Below are 17,209 nucleotides of genomic sequence, written 5' to 3' on the forward strand. Positions count from 1 at the left end.
CTTGGCAGAAAGGCTTCAAGGTGGACGACTTTTACGCCGCCCGCAGCAGGGCTATCCCGCCGCTACCGTGGTCGAATATTGCTCCGCCGTTCTCAGAGGTGCATGAGGTTCGCGGTTTCATGTCGGAATCCGTCATGGGGGCGATGAAGGAAGCGCAAGCAATGGCGAAGGGAACGCGCTGTAAGCAATATCTCTTCTCCGTCTCGCTCAACCCTCCCGAAACCGAAAACGTCCCCGTCGATGTTTTCGAGGGCGCATTATCCGCGATTGAGGAAAAGCTTGGCCTCGCAGGCCAGCCCCGCATGGTGATCTTCCATGAAAAGGAAGGTCGTCGTCATGCCCACGCGGTATGGTCGCGCATTGATGCCGAGACCATGACCGCAAAACAGCTTTCCTTCTTCAAATCCAAACTCCGCGACGTGTCAAAGGCGCTCTATCTCGAAAACGGCTGGAAGATGCCGACGGGCCTGATGGATTCAAAGGCCCGCGATCCGCGCAATTTCACACTTGCCGAGTGGCAGCAGGCAAAGCGCACAGAACTTGATGCGAAAGCCGTCAAGGGCATCGCGCAAGAATGTTGGGCGGTTTCCGACAATGCACAAACCTTCGCCCACGCGCTCGAAGAGCGCGGCCTTTATCTGGCGAAGGGTGATCGCCGCTCCCACGTCGCCGTTACCTATGAAGGCGAGGTGTTCGCACTGTCGCGCCTGATCGGCATGAAGACGAAGGACGTAACCGCCAAGCTCGGGCGACCGGATAATCTTCGCTCGGTTGCGGAAACGAAAGCCCATATCGCGGAATCCATCGCCCCGCGCCTCGACACCTATCTCAAGCAGGCAAAGACTCAGGCGAAAGCCGCCATGAAGCCGCTGCATGATAAAAGGCTGGCGATGCGGGACGTCCATCAGGCGGAGCGCCGTCGGATGGAGCAAGGCCAGCGGGAACGCTGGCAACGCGAGACGATGGAGCGGGCCGCACGACTTCGCACGGGTGTCAGGGGCATGTGGGATCGCCTGACAGGCGACCGCGCCAAGGTCATAAAGCAGAATGAGATCGAGGCCTATTGGGGCTTACGCCGCGACCGAGACCAGCGCCGATCCATGCTTGATGCGCAACATAAAGAGCGGCGGGAATTGCAGGTGCGTATCAGGCAGACGCGGGAACGCCATGCACGGCAAATTCTGGAATTGCACAAGCAGGCCGCGAATTACCGCCTCATGCGGGACGGCAACACGCAATCCCGCTCGATCCGTAGCGAGTTTTCACGCAAAGCGGGCGAAGCCCGCGAGCCACGCGGACGCAACAATTCATCGCGCGGGCTGGAATTGGGACGGTAGGCTTACGATCTGGCGAAGGCGAGAAGCGGCTCGATATCGTGACCGTCTGCCGCTTGCAGCGCTGCGATATAGGCTTTGCGGGTCGCGCTCGGATCAACGAGGCTCATTCGCCCCCATGTGAAGGGCTTTTGCCCGAGCTGAACGGCAAGCAGGTCGGCAACCATGCGCGAATGACGCCCGTTCCCGTTGGGGAACGGGTGGATCGAGACCAGCCGATGCGAAAACCGCACGGCGATCTCATCGGGTGGATAGGTCTCATGCCCGACCTGATACCGTACATCGTCAACGAGTTGCCGCACCTCCATCGGAATACGGTAGGCATCGATCCCGATATTTCGCGGGGTCGTGCGATATTCACCCGCCCATTGCCAGACCTTGCCGAACATGCGTTTGTGCAGTTCGCGCAAGAAAGCATCGTCCAGCACCTCGCGCTTGCGCGACGAGAGCCACTTGGTGGCCTCGCTGATGTTGGCGAGTTCGGCTTCGTTCAGTTCGCGGCGCTGTGTGATGTAGGTCGGGATGAGTTGTGCGCGTTCCTCCTCTGTCAGAGGGGTGTTGGCTTCATCATCCTCGTCAAACAGCGGATCGCTCATTGCTCATCCCACAGGCGGCGCATTGAGCCTGCCAGCAACTCGTCGATCAGGCGCTGGCGTTCATCCGCAAGATCGCGGTCGTCCAGCGACTGGTTTTCCAGACTCATCGTGTGGTGGATGCGACGCAATTCCTGTTCGGCGCGTGTTGCAGCCTGCTCGCGGACGAGATCATCGAGCGAGGTCTCTGGCACAATGGCATAGACAAATTTGCAACCCAGAGCCTCGGCGGCTTCCCTGATTGTTTGCAGCGAGGCCACACCGCTCACCTCGGCCTTTTCGAGCGCCGCGATGCGCGGTTGTTTCACTCCAAGGCGAGCCGCAAATTGCGTGGCATTGATGCCCAGCGCATCGCGAATGGCGCGAATCCACCCCTTGGGCGGGCGCGTCATTTCAACGCTTTGCATGGCGGCAAAGCGTCTATCGAGGCTCTTTCGGGCGAGTGCGGCGTGATCCATCATAATCTCTGGGTTTCAATATCTATCTCACATTATAATTTATGAGTTCTAAATACAAGGATAAAAACAAACTCACAGATTATATATACATGCGCGGCCTATAACCTGTGGATTTTGCAAGCCTCGTGAGGGCCGCCTCAAGCGGCGGCCTCGTTTTCCTTGTCTGCCGTCTCGCGCATGACGATGCGACCGTTGAGCGGCAGGGCGTTGAGGGTGAGCGTAAAGCCCTTTCCGTCGCGGGTTGCCCATGCCACGCCGATATCGGTCCAGCGGGCGGATTTGCCTTCGCCAGTCACGGAATAGAGACGGAAGGCGGGGCGGTTTTTGGTGGTGTCAGACATATGATTGCTCCTTTGTGATTTGCCGTCAGATGATCCCGTCGGCTTCATGGGAGCGAAGAAAGACACGGGGGCTTGAGGCGCGGGGTCAAATGCCGGAACGCCCCGTTTCGAGGGGGGCGGAGCTGCACGAAGGAATGAAATGACGCGGAAGCGAGCAGCATTGATCCCCGTGCCGCACGGGTCTTGGAATCCCCATGAAGGAAGCCGATGGGTTCATCTGGCCTCCGCGCAAATGGCCTGACAGGAGCAAATCCACTCGAACACCGCCAAAGCCGTCAAAACGGAATATCGTCATCTTCTGACGGATCGAAAAATTTGCCCTCGGCTTCGTCAAAGGCGAAGACATCCTGCAACTGACGGAAATACGCGGCGTTCACGCGGTCCTGTAGCCGCAGCATAATGATGGCGAGGCGTGGAATCGAGGAGATAGGCAGACACGGCTCGCCGCTTTTGATTGCGGCAATCTCCCGTGCGCTTGCCATCCCGATGTTCGCTGCGAAATCGGCAAGATCGACCTGCAACGTCCCTGCCAGCCCCGCGCAAAGGTCGTAGAGATCGACCCTGCACTCATTGAGCATTTGCGCAGACATGCGTGCCATATCGGTGATCCTTTCCCTGATGCTGAAACAGGGAAAGGGGCTATGCTCGCGGTGCATGAGCCTTGGGGGAAAGCTTGCGCCATAGTCGCGGGCATGGTGAAATCATGATCGGGGGCGATGGAATGGCATCAAGCACAGATATCAGGACAATAACGGCATCGCCGTCGGATATGTCCGATGTGGCCAAGGACGCATTCAAGGCGTTCGTGATCGCGGCTGGCGAGGTCAATGCCCAGACATTGCCCGCCTTGGTCGAAGCGGCGGCTGCCCTCGTCATGCTCTATGACGGGGACAAGCTGATCGGCACAGCGGCGGTCAAACGCCCGCATGACAGCCATCGGCGCGGCGATTTTCGCAAGGCGAAAGTCGGCGCATCCGCCGATTCCTACCCTCTCGAATTGGGCTGGATCGTCGTTCATGCCGATTATCGCGGTCGGGGTCATGCTCGGACGCTGATCGGCGCGGCCCTTGCGGCTGCGGGCAGTTCCGAAGGCATTTATGCCACCACGAAAACCGCGAGAATGAGGGCATTGCTCCCTGAATTCGGGTTCGAGATTCAGGGAGAACTTTATCCCTCAACCCTCGACAACACCGTCAATTTGACCTTGTTCGCAAGGTCGCTTCCATGAAACGTCCGCGCCCATGCCGATGATAGGCATGGGCGCGCCGATTTTCCGGCGCACTCATCTTACAATAGGCTCATCTGTTCGTCGGACGGGTCAGGAATCCCGTAATACTCCCGTGCAAACGCTACCGTCCGTGCGCCCTCAAGGACTGGCGGGGCCAGCGAACATACATCCCATGCGGCCCAAATTTTCAGGCCCGCGCCCTGATAGGCAACGCACAGAACGCCGCGCCCGCCTGTTCCGCCCGCAATCCCGAGTTCATAGCGCAGGGCTTCCGCTAGTGCTTCATCGGTAAGGCCCGATTCCACGCGGGCCGCCCATCGTTTCGCCGATTCCACGACGCTATTGGTAGCGCGGCGGAACGCCTCTTCCACGTCTTCGCGTGTCAGTGTTTCGGTTGCGGTCATAGCAGCCCCCCGAACAGGTCGCCCTGCTTGCTGGCTTCCACATAGGCCAGCCATTCGCGGGAACGTGCTTGCGCATCCAACTGTGCAACGATCTGCGCAATGATCTCGCTGCCGTCTTCCGCAATCGTCTCGGGTTGCTCATCAGGCACAAGGTAGCAGCAGAGATAACCCGTATCCGTGATCGGCAGAGGCGCACGGGCGGGATTGACGCTTCTGATTTCCAGACAATCGACAACACTCCACTTGCGGGGCGTATAGGTCGCCTCGATCTCGATGCCCTGCCATGTGAAAGAATAGATGTGATGGGGCTTGTCCATATCAGCACCCCACGAAGACATGGACACAATTCCATGCCGTTTGCACGGTGAACACGTCGCCGCTCAATTCGGCATCGCGGGCCATTGCCTCATAGTCGATATAGTAGGCCAGACTTTGGGGAATGGTGGTCGTGTCCTCCGTCACCTCCTGCACATAGTCGGCAAGTTCCTCGTATGTGCCAAGGTAACGGTCTTCCAGCGTCTCGCGGGCTTCCTCAATGTCGCCGCTGGTGTAATCCAACACCGCCAGCCCTAATTTGCCATGCTCTTCGATAAAGGCAGCAAGGCCGCTTACATGGTCAAAGCTCGCATATTCCGAGATACGGATAGTACCGAACCCCTCGTAATCGTGGATAGCCCATTCCTCGGCGTCTTCGATGGGTGAAGTCGCCAGCATGGCCTTCACCTCATCATAAATGCCCCATGCGTCTTGGGCAGCATCAATCCAGCGCCCGTGCAGATAACCGCAATTATAGGCGGCAAGGCACGCGACATAGATGCGGGGTGTTTCGTTTGTTGTGATCGCTTTTACTTCTCCCATTTTGTCCTCCATTTGGTTCGGGTTTCAGGTGCGTCGTCTGAAACCCTGCCCATGCGGCGAGCATCGGGGGGCAAGCGGAGCGGGCACGTTCGCGGGGAACCTGCTGCACGAAACGAAGGAACGAAGTGGAGGAAGCTGGGCGGAACGTGATCCGAAGCGCGCTGGGGGCAGCGCCCCAGCCTTTACCCGTTAGTGATCGTCACCGAACGGCGGAGACCTCGGCTCCGTGAGCGTCAAGCGAATAGAGCGCGGGCCGCTAGGCAACGGCAAACCCCAAGGGCAAATATATCCCCTCGCGGGATCGATTTTCATGGAAGATTTCCAGCGGGGACAGCTTCGTTTATCTCCCCCTCCATATTTCCGAAGCGCCCGTCAGGGCGCGCTGTTCTCCATCAACCTACCGCATATGCCAGACGGACATGATGCAAGGCGTAAAGCCTGCATACGGATTCCCTTTGCTTCCTCGAAATTCGCGGAATGCATCACCTCTGACACCACGGATTCGGCTTCTCGTCACACGCGGCCCATGCCGGGCTGCCGAAAACATGAAGGAGGAGACGATGAAACTTACCCGTGAAAACCTGACCAAGAAAACCGACGCCCAACTCCGTGATCTGTTCGCCCGTGCCTTGCGTCACCAAGCCGCCACGCCCTGCCGCACGGCGTTCAACGATGGGTCATACGCCATCCGCATGATCGGTAACGAGTTGGCGCGGCGCAATATCGCGCCGCGCTGACCGCTGGGGCGGCGGCACTCAGGCCGCCGCTTTCCGATCACGATAACGGCTGACCCCTGCAAGGCGGGTGCGGGCATAGGTGCAATAGCGATCCTCCAATTCAATCCCGATGGAATTCCTGCCAGTCAGAGCGGCGGCAACGCTGGTGCTGCCCGATCCTGAAAACGGGTCGAGAACGGTATCGCCCTGCTTCGAGTAAGCACGGATCAGGGGTGTCAGGATGTCCACGGCCTTTTCGGTCGGGTGGAAACGGTTGCCGCTATAGACCCATTCGCGCACGTCGCTGACGGGTGCTTCGGGCTTGGCGGGACGGCCCTTTGCCAGCAGCCATGCGGATTCATGGCGGCATTCGGTATGCCATGTGCGCGAGGCATAGGATTTCTGCCAGAATATCTGGCCTACGGTGCGAAGACCTGCATCGGTCCACGCCTTCGAGAATTGGTCGATAGCAACCCAGCCGCAGAAGAGGACCATATAGCTTCCATCGCGCAATATGCGGCCCATATGCTCGATTGCAGGCAAAACGGCATCGGGATTGCGGTCGTTGGCAATACTGCGCCCGTCCCGATCACGATACCCGACCAGATAGGGCGGATCGGTGATGATGAGGTCGATGCTGTTATCCGGCAATTTAGCCAGTTCGGCGGTGGCATCGCCGTGAATGATGCGGTTAGTGGTAAAGTTCTTCATGTCCAAATCTCCTTTCGCTGATCCTTGAGGACGCGAAGGAAAGGGACGGCAGGCCCCAAGATAGGCGGTCAGCGCGACAAGCGTGGAACAGGCCACACGGGGAAACGACAAGTGACATGGAGCGGGCAGACTGTTGACCGCCTGTCGCCGCCGTCCAGTCTCGCGTTTCGAATATCAGGGAACAGCGACAAGTAGAGGGCAGTCAGAGGACTTCACCAATCGGGAAATTAATCGGGTGCGAAATCGCGGTTGTCATAAAATGCGGCAACAACATCCAAACTTCATATCGTGAATTGCCGATTACCAGCGACGCTGGTGACGACATTTACGCTTCGACCTCCTTCGAGAAGGCGGCGAGCAAGAAGATGACGGCGTATGAGGCGATGAGCAACATCCGAGCCTGTAAACCGGGGCTTTGTACCTCCTTCTCAATCATACGGTTTCCGGCTTCGACATAGGCGCTTTCGGCACCGCCACTTATACTCTGAGCCAGCGCGAGAAATGCCACCAACAGAATTGGGAACCACGGAAGGTTCGAATTGAGGCCTACCGTTTTGAAACGCTGCGAACTTGCCCAGCAGAAGGATATATACCCCGAAGCGGAACTGAGAAGCCAAATCCACCACGATTGACGCACTGCGAACCGCCACAATTCGATGAACAATCCCGTTGGCTGGACAATTTCCCCTCCTGCCGAGGCAGGGGCCGGAAGGTGTTGGAGACGGAGCGCGTCGAAGAAGAATGGAATTGCGATGAGAGCCAGCGCCACGAAAACGCTTTTCACATACTCGGATCGATTCACTTTTCTTCCTCCTCCCTTAAAATGCGCGGCCCTCACAGATTTGCGGCACTTTCCCTGAAATGCTTGGCGGCTGGTGATGCAGCACGTGAAGCAAGCATTGCGCGATACATGGTGCGTTCCGACACGCCCGAACGCGCTGCGATCTGTGCCATTGTCTCGCCCCGAGAATGGCGCTGCCGTGCGTCCGCAATCTGGCGACGGCTCAATGCGCGGGGACGACCTAACCGCGTCCCCCGTCTGCGGGCTTCCTGCAAACCAGCCTTGGTGCGCTCGGAAATGAGATTGCGCTCCAGCTCGGCAAAGGCATTCCTGATCTGGTAAAAGCATCTCCCCATCGGGGTCGTCGTGTCGATGCCTTCGGTCAGGACATGGAATTCGATGCCCTCCGCCTCGAAGTGATCGAACACCTCGAGCGCATGGCGCAGCGACCGAAACGCCCTGTCCATTTTCCAGATGACGAAGGTATCGCCGGATCGGAGCGCTTTTAGCGCCTGATCGAAACCGCGCCGCCGTTTCGCCAAGGCGGAGACGCCGTGATCGGAGAAAACGCGGTCGCATCCCGCATTTGTCAGCGCGAATAATTGCAAATCGAGGTTCTGTTCTTCCGTGCTGACACGGGCATAGCCGATACGCGCCATGAAAAGCGGTGTTCTTTCAAAGGGTAAATTCACGCCTTCGACTGCCAAAAACGTCCGTTTTTGCTTCGGTCAATCGCGGCGAGTTTAGGTTGCAATATGTGGGCGCACTTCATGCGCCTCAACCAATAAGCAACTTATTCTTTTTTCGCGATAAATTCAAGAAAAACCGAATGCATCGGAGGTCGCCCCCATCCTGCCTCCCGCGAGGCTTGACAGAATCGGACCTTATTGTCGGCGCGAATTGACAGCAAAGGAGGGCGTGGGGGACATGTCCGCACTTACAAACAGAATTTTCAAAAATGTTGTTGCTGCACCAGCTTTGGCGCTGGCGACTGCTTCGGCAGCATCTTCTCCGGCAGCGGTTATCGCGCAAGAGCGCCCCGTTGCGGTTCAGCCCTTGGCAGCGAATGGCAATTTTCAGGCAACGCCCATAGCGTTCCAAACAGTTGATGCCCGCACTAACTCGGTACGTGGAGTACAAGCCGCAGGTGCAGAGGCATCTCGCGACAAAATTGCGATTATCGTCTGGGGCGGCAATCGCGATCTACAAAGGCAAGCCTATGCTGCTGCCCTTGATCTTCGCGACCAAGGTGTTCCGCTGGCCTTCATCGTCGGCCCCGATCTCAACGGCTATACCGAGGACGCGAATTTTCAGGTCTATGCGCGTGGTCTTCCTCAATTTGAAGGTGACGGCGCCAATATCGGCGGCGCCAATGTGGCTATGGTTCGCCCCGAGGTCGTTCGTATGGGCCGAGCAGCATATGCACGAGGCTTCCCCCGTGAACTGGCTGCGCTTGACGTTCGCTAACCTACCCCATCCCGAATTCGACGTTTGATTGCCGCACAGGTTCCGCAGGGGCTGGTGCCTGTGCCAGTTGCTGTGCGCCTGAAGCATTGAAATTGAAGGTCGGTGTGACCATAGGCCCTTGGCGCGGATCATCGCCCAAGAATGCCAAGTTGCCCACGTCGTCATTGCTACGAACTTGGGCAGCCAAATCGATATCGTCGGCGTTTAATCCCTGAGCTTCACGCGATTCCTGCCAGACAATATCGTCTTCAACTTTTGCGATAGTGGCGTCGGATGCCTCAGTTAAGCTTGGCGCTGATGTGCGAGCCCGACCAATTCTGTCGGCCTCAGACACAATATGCTTGGTCATGCCTTCATTGATCGCGCCCATCTGCTCCAGCGCCTCGGCCTTTTGCGGCGAGCCATCGGGCGCATCTTGATAAATCAGCATCCAATAGTGGTAGTCGGCCTTGTCCTTGCCTTCGAGGCCGAACTTCGCGGCATCAGCATCAAAATTGTTCAATGACTGGCTGACGGCCTCATCCATGTCTTCTTCGGCAACCGTCATGCCGTACATCGTGATGCGACCGTTTTCGATAATGGCGCGCTCCCGCGCTTCACGTTGCTCCCTTTGCAGGTCCGTGACATCATCCCAGCTTATGCCGTTGTCGTCCTTCTTGTCATCGCGGTCGCGACTGGAGACGGTCTTTTCAATCGTATCGATTGAGCCCGTGACGCCAGAGACGGAGAGGCTTTCCGTCTGCCCCTTCAGGGAGTCAAAGGTGTTCTGGAATGAAAAGTCTTCCGCCGACACACTTGGAGCGGGTGTGAAACGCGCATAGGGAGGGTTGGAAAAATCTGCACCGCCAAGGGCGTTGATACGCTCAGGATCAATAATGTATTGTGCTTCGTTCGACAAACCCCACCCCCATATGTTTTGTTCTCGCGGGTGTGTTCATCTTAGAGATTGGGGTTTTACGAATTATGAAAAATAGATAAAATTTTATCTAATTCTTTGTGCATGTGCGTATAACAAACTCAATATAGTCTCTTGCCGCCGTTTTGATACGCCGATCCTTCCATGTTCGGATAATGGCGGCGTTCAGCCCTTCTGGTACATTTTCAGTTTCAAGAATCTTGTCTGGCAGCAATCCTTGCTCCCAGAATGCATCTATCTGGCAGAGGATATCGTTGTTCAGTTGCACCCGCTCGGCAGGTTTTCTCGCCTTGCGGCTTGTCGCGTCGGGCAGGGCTTTCCAACGATCCAGCACGTAAGCGATATGGCTCGGGCGGGCACTGGTGATCGCGCCAGTAAGCCATCTGGAGATTGCGTGCCCTTTAAGTGTTGCGGGACGTTTCGGATCATGGGTCGTGCCACGCATAAGCTCAGTCGGCCCGATGCCTGTTCGCACGCGCTCGGCATTCAACTCTTCTCGAAGTTCTTCCGTGATTGGTACGAATGCAGCCATCAGTCTCCCGCATCTGGCGGCGCGCCACATCGGGCGACAACCGAGTTCTTCTCGCAAAATGCTCTGACGTTCATTGTGGGATATTCTATCGAAGAATACAAAGAAGTGAAAAGACGCGCGCCATTTATTCACAGATTGTGGGGTGAATGCATACGATTATACGACTAATATCTTTTAATTGACTCATGAAATCCCATCGGTTTTTATCTAACCTAATTGTAGATTATCTAATAACCACGCGGGGGCGCTTGATGCTTAAAGGCATTTTGATTTCAATTGGAGTATGTATTGTCGTTGCGGGTGCATTTGTTGGCTATGCTCTCATATTTGAATCGGCTTCCGGCGCATGGAATTACAAGGTTACTGTGACCATCGAAACCCCCGAAGGGGATGTTTCGGGTTATGCCGTCCGTGAAATATCGAACTCCGTTTCCAATATAGGCCCGAAGTTGCCCGGAAGCGGCAATCCTGCCGAATATAAGGGCGAGGCCGTTGTGGTCGATCTGGGCGAGCGCGGCCTGGTCTTCGTTCTGCGCGATGACAGGGAGGGAAGCCGCTTCCTACGCCTCTTCCCCGAAGGCAGCCTCTTCAACGTGGAGGGCATGAAGACCTACAAGAAAACGCTCATTCCCGGCAGAAAAGCGACGCTCAATCCCGAGCAGTTTCCCGGCTATCAGCCAATCGTCACATTCAAGAATCTCAATGACCCAACCAGCGTGGTGGTTCTGATGAAATGGAAACGGCTCGACCGCATGAAAGACGGACGCCAGATCGAACTCACGGAAGATCGCTTCCAAGAGATTTTTGGTGAAGGTGTCCACCTAAAATCCATCGAATATGAAATTACGGATAGGGCTTTAGGCTACAAGGTTCGTCAGTATCTCCCGTGGATTGAATCATATTTTGGTCGTCAATTTGATGGGAAAAAATATCAGACAGCCGGATCAGAGAACCCGGAAGCTAACAGGTTTAGCTCGTACTCATTTACCCCGAAAGAAACACAATGACTTCTGACATTCTAATGAATGCCATCCTATCTTTGGATGCCTACAACCGTGGATATGATGCTGGCGTACAAATTACCGAGCCGGATGATATAACACCATATAAAGTTGGAAACGCCACATTTTTAAAGCAGTCTTCGGTAGCGGAAAGTTCCGAAGGGGTAACTGCGGGCTTCTACGCTATCGCCTACTCCTACAACGGCGAAACCGTGATCTCCTATCGGGGTACGGATGACTACGACGGCATTACATCAATTCCGTCATCGCTCGACGCCGCCAATGGCTGGCCTATGGGCGGCGGCTCTATAACGACCGCACAAGGCAGGATGGCATTGGAGTTTTACAAAGATGTCGCCGACCTGCCCTATGGCTCGGACCTGAGGAATGTCGCCATCACGCTGACGGGGCATTCCCTCGGCGGTGGGTTGGCTGGATACGTGGCGAGCCTATATGGTCAGAACGCTGATATATTCGACAGCATGGCTTTTAAGCTGGCTGCCACTGCTACCATAAATGTGGCTTATCATCCGGAATACTATACCGATCCCGAATACTATCCCGAGCCGATATTTTCCGACGCGCAGGAACTGGTCTATAACGGCTACAGCACGCCGTGGGAAAACTCACACCCCGAGTACGTCAACGGCTATGAACTATCGGGTCAGGTAATATCTGAAGAAAATTGGTACCCGACGCCGGGCGTGGACTCAGTCGGATATAATACATACGATGATGGTGATTTAGATTCTAACGACAAGCACAGCATGTCGAGTTTCGTCATACGCTATTATGCGGAGGTGGGAGGTGCCAATGATTCCGCCCTCTCAACGGACTGGCAGAATGCCGCGCCTTATTTCTGGGCGGTTTTATACGATGACCAGCTTGCGCAGGCTATCGGCGCTGATGCGAAGGACGGCACACTGAAAGACGAAGGAAAATACGCGGAAATTGTCCGAACCGCCATTGCGTATTCCTCTCTCGAAAAAAATGTCGATGGCACGGGTCTGATATTCGGAGATACCGGAATACGGGCGCTCTATGACGACGCGAACGACCTCGGTGCACGTATCGCGGACCCTCTCTCGGGCGATCTCTTCGACACCTATGGCACGGTCATTTCCAGAGCATTTGTCGAGTTTGCGGGTTCGCTCGCCCTCCATGAAATCGAAAAGACCGAATTTGCGGGCGCTATCAACGGCGTCCTCTCACACGATGCGACGAACCACACCCTGACTGTCAATTATGCCGATGCGCTGTGGATTGCGGCGGGCAAAGGCGCGAACGACATTATCGTCTCCCGCGAAAACATCGTCGAACAGGCATTTGGCGTTGACGAGACGCAGCTTCGCACTGCCATGTGGGATTTGTGGCAGAATGACGGGAACGCGGTTTTTGACAAGGTGATCTTCTCGACCGTCGCGCACAGTCTGACGGTTATCCCTTCGAGCGCGGACACGGAATACGGCCTTGTGATCGCCAACGGCAATAACCAAGACTACCAGAGCCGCGTCGAGATCGACGACGACGCCAATTACCTCGTGATCGGGAGCGATGCGAAGGACATTATCGTCACGGGAGCTGGCGACACCATTGTTTCGGGTGGCGCTGGCGACGACGACATTACAGGCGGCGTTGGTCAGGACATCATCTTTGGCGGCGTTGGTCAAGATCATGTGGAGAGTGGCGCTGGCGCGGACGTCGTTTACGGCGGTGATGACAATGACACCTTCATCGCGCAAATCGGGCCGATGGGGCTTGGCGGCGACACCTATTATGGAGGCGATGCGACCTCCAGAGGATCAGTGGATGGGTGGGATGTAGTCGATTATCGCCAACTCGACACTGAACTCTATGGCCTCGCATTTGAGCAGGTCGATGCGGGCCATCGCCGCCTCTTCATGTATGTCAAAAATCCGGGAGAAGCTCAGCCACTGGTTTTTGAAAATTATGACGATCTCTATTCAATAGAGAGCATTTTGCACAATGATTACTTGTTTGACGTGCAGTTTGGGGACGAGGTTGCCAATAACATAAGAGCAGGAGATTCCGGCGGCTCGGGTGGCGGCATCGTATATGGACGTGGTGGAAACGATGTACTCCGTGGTGCTTCCTATGATACAAACTATCTTTTCGGAGAAGATGGGAACGACACGCTTTACAGCGGAGACGCCGTTAACGGATCGAAGAACTTTCTTTGGGGTGGCTCCGGCGATGATACGTTGGTTGGAGATAGGGGCGAAAATCATCTCTACGGGGAAACCGGAAACGATACCCTGACCATCGCTAATGGCGGTTCTGGCGTCTATGATGGCGGTGCAGATTTCGACCTAGTGAGCGGCAATCTGACGAACAAAATGTATTTGTTCGCGGACACTCTCTCCGAAGGCGGAACCTACACATTCGTTGATGCGGATGGTAATAACAGCCTTACTGTTAAAAATATGGAACGGGTCGGATTGACCCTGTCGCAAACCCATATTGCTGTAACTGATACGCAATCATTCAGCAATTATTACTATGCAAACGATGGAGAATTTAATTATCTATCGTTGTATAAGGCCATATTCGACTTTTCGGGTTCCGAGACTGCTTTAACACATGACACCGCAGGATACGGCTACGTCAATGGCGTCTACACATTAATGGATTATGAGGTTAACGGCGGTTCCTACACGCATTACGTGCAAAATGTTGCAGGCGTTGTCGGAAGCAATATGGGCGACACCTATAATCTAAACAGCCAGCAAACAACGCTCTACATGGGTACGGGCGACGACACGGTTAATATGGGTTCGCGAACAGCGAACGACGTTATATATTCAGGCGGAAATGACGTCTTCTATTCAGAATACTATCTTCCCGGAATCACAGTAGATGCCAAGTTCCTGAATACCGATGCCACTGTCACAATCAATTCATCGCTCTATGATAACGGGCTTTCCAAGCTTGATATCCTGTTCACGTTTGATGCGGATAATTCCATTCATATCATATGGGAAGGGTCATCATATTCCGCCTCATCGTCGCTAAAATTCTATAATGCCACGCGGATAGATTTTAACGGCCCGCAGTTGATGAACCCGGGTTCCCCTGACGCATATGTGAAGGCCGCTGAATACTCTCTTGTTGGCAGCACTCCTGTTGCATCGACACTTGAAGGCACGTTGGGGCACGACACGATTGTGAGTCGCTCGGGATACGGACAAGCCCTTATCGGCCTATGGGGTGATGACAAACTCTATGGGTATGACGGGGCCGATACCCTTCAAGGGGGCGCAGGCGACGACACGCTCTATGGCGGCACGGGTGACGACGTTCTGACGGGAGGCGCGGATAATGACGAGTTCATTTTTGAAAGCGGCTTCGGACATGACACAATTACGGATTTTGTGAGAGGCAGCGACAAGATTACATTCGACAGCCTTTCGGGCATCGACGATATGTCAGACCTGACATTCTCGGCAGAAACTCCGACCAGCACGCGCATCGCGGTTGACAGCAATAACTGGGTGATCGTCGCCAATCAGGAGTTTGATAGTTGGCTGGTATCTGATTTTGGTTTCTCTACCCTCCTCCCCGTCAATGGCACGTCGGCAAATGACATTCTGGATGGCACGTCGGCCGCTGAAGAGTTCCATGCGGGCGCGGGTAATGATTACGTGTATGCCGGTGCTGGCAATGACGTTCTCTATGGAGAGGACGGGGACGATATCCTTGCGGGTCAGTTCGGCAATGACACCCTGTATGGCGGCAATGGCGGGGATTACCTCTGGGGCAATGAAGGCAACGACACGCTATATGGCGGGGCTGGCGTGGACGCGCTTCGCGGCCTTGAGGGTGACGACATCCTGCATGGCGGCGACGGCAACGACAATCTTCGCGGCGACGATGTGGATTCCGACCCGAGTTTTGCAGGAGCAGGCAACGACATCCTTTATGGTGACGCAGGCAACGACAGCCTCGCAGGTGGTGCTGGCAACGACATTTTGCGCGGCGGAACGGGGCAAGACAGCCTCTGGGGCAATGCGGGATCGGATACCTTCCTCTTTATGGCGGAAGATTTGGACGGCAACCGCGACTATATCTACGACTTCACGGTTGGGAGTGGTGGCGACATGATCGACATTTCCGACGTGCTTTCGGGATACGACAGCGCCAACGACAATCTCGCCGATTTCGTGTCCATCCTGACGGGCGGCTCCTACACGCGGATTAGCGTTGATATCGACGGCACGGGCACGAATTACGGCTCGCAGAGCATCATCCAGATACAGGGTGTGACAGGTCTGACGCTGAATGACCTGACCACCAACGGTAATCTGATTGTCGAGGCGGCTTAGGCTACTGCTCGCTATCGATGGATGCTATCCGCCCACATTCCTGAAGCAGACTGATCGCCGTTTGCAGCCGATCAGGCGTGGGAACAGGCGCGCCCCGCGCCTGCGCTCCCGGCGTCAAGGTCCATCCACCTTCGTCCATCACAATCCGCAGGCGCAAAAGTGTCTTTCCGCGACCACGGGCATCAGCAAGGCCACGCCCGACGCACCAATAAGCGTGCTGCGCGATAATCCAGACTTCGATGAATTTGCCGATGAAGTCCCGCAGCGATAGTTTTTGCCATTCGTCGGCTTCTTTCAAGGCGCGGGCTACGGGCAGACGATCAAACGCCTCAGATTTATCCCATTTCTCATTTCGACCAGCAGTCAGGCAGAAATGAAGACCGCTGGCGATCTGGGCGGGTATGTCGCCCTGCCAGTCCTGAGAATTCAAGGCTTCGTCGAGTTGGTCGAGTTGCTCGACGGCATTGCCCTCGGCTTCCTCGTCCAACCATTTTTGCGCCGTTTCATCGGCCTCCAGTTCGGCCTGATTGGCGAAGCGCCGCGCAAGTTCGTCTGTACCCACCGGACGATCCACCAGTTCGCGAATAATCCAATAGAACATGGCTTCGAGCGACAGGCGGAAAAGCTGGCGTATCTGGAGTCTTCGCCATGCATCAGCTCGGGGGTGAAGGTCGGCGATGTCCAGCCACTCTTCGGGTGGCGATGCCATCAAGGCGCGAAGGGCACTCGCTTCCGGCTCATCATCGTCCAGAGACTCGATGGCAGCCTCCAGCATGGTCATGCCCTCACAGCGCATGGGGTCAGCCTGCGGCCCTGCCAGACGTTCAAAACCCGCCAACTGTTCGGCTTCGGTGAGATCGGACAATTCCCACAGCTCGCCCCATCGGCGCACATCATCGCGTTCGACCTCAACGCTTCCCAGCTTGTTGAAGGCGGGGTGGTCCAGTTCGTCGGAGAAATTGTCTTCAAAGGCATCCAGCATGGAATTCAGAATGGAATTGGGCTGAAACACGCCTGCCGGACCTGCTGGGATCAGCCAGCCCATGCTGCGCAGGCCGGGACCATAGTTCAGCGGCGAGATGAGGCCCGTCGATGTCCGTCGCAGATTCCTGCGCTGCTCCCATTTCTTGCCGCCGAAGCGATAGGTTTCCTTTTCGCCATAGATGAGATCGGCAAGAGCCTGACCGCCCGGGATTCCGGCATCCGTGTCGAGAAGAAATTGGGACCATGAATAGATCGCCTCGATCCGGTCCACGAAATCACGCATCTGCTCATCGGTTGCCCCGCCGAGCTTGTCCCGCTCAATGATGGTCCTGACCCGACGCCACGCCCATGTCATGAGGACAAACGGGCGCAGGCGGCTCGCCACATTGTTCAGACCCGGTAGCACCTTGTCCATCAGGTCGAAGTTGATCTGACGCAGCCCTAGCGGATCAACGCCGCCTACCTGCACCCCGCTCTCATCGACAATTGACGGGGCAGATGCATTGGCTGCGACAGCAAGGAGTTCTTCGAGCGATACCATC

General features: G+C 55.9%; 19 protein-coding genes. 6 read left to right on the forward strand and 13 right to left on the reverse strand.

Translation table 11 applies throughout. The features are described 5' to 3' along the window. Positions 1–1,337: relaxase/mobilization nuclease domain-containing protein (locus CHB74_RS17425; RefSeq protein ID WP_342746613.1), on the forward strand; the 1,337-nt coding region annotated here is incomplete at its 5' end. A gap of 2 nt (positions 1,338–1,339) precedes the next feature. Here the strand turns inward: CHB74_RS17425 and CHB74_RS17430 are convergent. The 4 genes from CHB74_RS17430 to CHB74_RS17445 all read right to left on the reverse strand — a co-directional run bounded on the left by CHB74_RS17430 (position 1,340) and on the right by CHB74_RS17445 (position 3,325). Further along, positions 1,340–1,930 (reverse strand): mobile mystery protein B, encoded by a 591-nt coding sequence (locus tag CHB74_RS17430; RefSeq protein ID WP_089220818.1) that lies wholly within the window; start codon positions 1,928–1,930, stop codon positions 1,340–1,342. Continuing rightward, a complete protein-coding gene (locus tag CHB74_RS17435) occupies positions 1,927–2,388 on the reverse strand; it encodes a mobile mystery protein A (RefSeq protein ID WP_089220819.1) in 462 nt (153 codons plus the stop codon). Before CHB74_RS17435 ends, CHB74_RS17430 begins: the two co-directional genes overlap by 4 nt. A gap of 134 nt (positions 2,389–2,522) precedes the next feature. Further along, on the reverse strand, positions 2,523–2,726 hold the full coding sequence (locus CHB74_RS17440) for a hypothetical protein (protein WP_089220820.1): 204 nt from the start codon (positions 2,724–2,726) through the stop codon (positions 2,523–2,525). A 275-nt stretch (positions 2,727–3,001) separates the two neighbouring features. Next, positions 3,002–3,325: a hypothetical protein gene (locus tag CHB74_RS17445; protein ID WP_144033837.1), complete on the reverse strand. Its 324-nt coding sequence runs from the start codon at positions 3,323–3,325 to the stop codon at positions 3,002–3,004. A gap of 170 nt (positions 3,326–3,495) precedes the next feature. On the opposite strand from CHB74_RS17445, the gene CHB74_RS17450 reads away from it, so the two are divergent. Continuing rightward, positions 3,496–3,954: a GNAT family N-acetyltransferase gene (locus CHB74_RS17450; RefSeq protein WP_218821455.1), complete on the forward strand. Its 459-nt coding sequence runs from the start codon at positions 3,496–3,498 to the stop codon at positions 3,952–3,954. Between the two features lie 59 nt (positions 3,955–4,013). Here CHB74_RS17450 and CHB74_RS17455 read toward each other — a convergent pair whose 3' ends face one another. From CHB74_RS17455 to CHB74_RS17465, 3 genes are read right to left on the reverse strand one after another with little or no spacing between them, the layout of a single operon-like run. Beyond that, the gene (locus CHB74_RS17455) at positions 4,014–4,358 is read right to left on the reverse strand and encodes a hypothetical protein (RefSeq protein ID WP_089220823.1); all 345 of its coding nucleotides are present in this window, start codon (positions 4,356–4,358) and stop codon (positions 4,014–4,016) included. Continuing rightward, positions 4,355–4,675: a hypothetical protein gene (locus tag CHB74_RS17460; protein ID WP_089220824.1), complete on the reverse strand. Its 321-nt coding sequence runs from the start codon at positions 4,673–4,675 to the stop codon at positions 4,355–4,357. Before CHB74_RS17460 ends, CHB74_RS17455 begins: the two co-directional genes overlap by 4 nt. A gap of 1 nt (position 4,676) precedes the next feature. Next, the gene (locus tag CHB74_RS17465; RefSeq protein WP_089220849.1) at positions 4,677–5,216 is read right to left on the reverse strand and encodes an antirestriction protein ArdA; all 540 of its coding nucleotides are present in this window, start codon (positions 5,214–5,216) and stop codon (positions 4,677–4,679) included. A gap of 545 nt (positions 5,217–5,761) precedes the next feature. Between CHB74_RS17465 and CHB74_RS22090 the strand changes: the two genes are divergently transcribed. Beyond that, positions 5,762–5,953 carry a hypothetical protein gene (locus CHB74_RS22090; RefSeq protein ID WP_089220825.1) on the forward strand — a complete coding sequence of 64 codons (192 nt, stop codon included), beginning with the start codon at positions 5,762–5,764 and terminating at the stop codon, positions 5,951–5,953. 18 nt (positions 5,954–5,971) lie between these two features. On the opposite strand, the gene CHB74_RS17475 is transcribed toward CHB74_RS22090, so the two are convergent. From CHB74_RS17475 to CHB74_RS17485, 3 genes are all read right to left on the reverse strand, one after another. Next, entirely contained in the window at positions 5,972–6,643 is a 672-nt protein-coding gene (locus CHB74_RS17475) for a DNA methyltransferase (protein ID WP_089220826.1), read from the reverse strand. A gap of 325 nt (positions 6,644–6,968) precedes the next feature. After that, on the reverse strand, positions 6,969–7,445 hold the full coding sequence (locus tag CHB74_RS17480) for a hypothetical protein (RefSeq protein ID WP_218821456.1): 477 nt from the start codon (positions 7,443–7,445) through the stop codon (positions 6,969–6,971). A 32-nt stretch (positions 7,446–7,477) separates the two neighbouring features. After that, positions 7,478–8,131 carry a recombinase family protein gene (locus CHB74_RS17485; RefSeq protein WP_245842997.1) on the reverse strand — a complete coding sequence of 218 codons (654 nt, stop codon included), beginning with the start codon at positions 8,129–8,131 and terminating at the stop codon, positions 7,478–7,480. A 220-nt stretch (positions 8,132–8,351) separates the two neighbouring features. Here CHB74_RS17485 and CHB74_RS21720 point away from each other — a divergent pair, with 220 nt between their 5' ends. Next, complete coding sequence (locus CHB74_RS21720; RefSeq protein ID WP_144033839.1) at positions 8,352–8,891, forward strand: hypothetical protein; 540 nt, start codon at positions 8,352–8,354, stop codon at positions 8,889–8,891. Between the two features lies 1 nt (position 8,892). On the opposite strand, the gene CHB74_RS17490 is transcribed toward CHB74_RS21720, so the two are convergent. Together CHB74_RS17490 and CHB74_RS21725 are read right to left on the reverse strand one after the other, a co-directional pair. Beyond that, a complete protein-coding gene (locus CHB74_RS17490) occupies positions 8,893–9,789 on the reverse strand; it encodes a hypothetical protein (RefSeq protein ID WP_144033840.1) in 897 nt (298 codons plus the stop codon). 88 nt (positions 9,790–9,877) lie between these two features. Further along, on the reverse strand, positions 9,878–10,339 hold the full coding sequence (locus CHB74_RS21725) for a hypothetical protein (protein ID WP_144033841.1): 462 nt from the start codon (positions 10,337–10,339) through the stop codon (positions 9,878–9,880). 251 nt (positions 10,340–10,590) lie between these two features. On the opposite strand from CHB74_RS21725, the gene CHB74_RS17495 reads away from it, so the two are divergent. Beyond that, positions 10,591–11,346: a hypothetical protein gene (locus CHB74_RS17495; protein WP_144033842.1), complete on the forward strand. Its 756-nt coding sequence runs from the start codon at positions 10,591–10,593 to the stop codon at positions 11,344–11,346. Further along, positions 11,343–15,683 carry a type I secretion C-terminal target domain-containing protein gene (locus CHB74_RS17500; protein WP_089220831.1) on the forward strand — a complete coding sequence of 1,447 codons (4,341 nt, stop codon included), beginning with the start codon at positions 11,343–11,345 and terminating at the stop codon, positions 15,681–15,683. The genes CHB74_RS17495 and CHB74_RS17500 overlap by 4 nt, the downstream gene beginning before the upstream one ends. A 1-nt stretch (position 15,684) precedes the next feature. Here CHB74_RS17500 and CHB74_RS17505 read toward each other — a convergent pair whose 3' ends face one another. Then, positions 15,685–17,208 (reverse strand): hypothetical protein, encoded by a 1,524-nt coding sequence (locus CHB74_RS17505; protein WP_089220832.1) that lies wholly within the window; start codon positions 17,206–17,208, stop codon positions 15,685–15,687. Position 17,209: the final 1 nt, after the last annotated feature.

The organism is Edaphosphingomonas laterariae (assembly GCF_900188165.1).
Classification (GTDB): domain Bacteria; phylum Pseudomonadota; class Alphaproteobacteria; order Sphingomonadales; family Sphingomonadaceae; genus Sphingomonas_E; species Sphingomonas_E laterariae.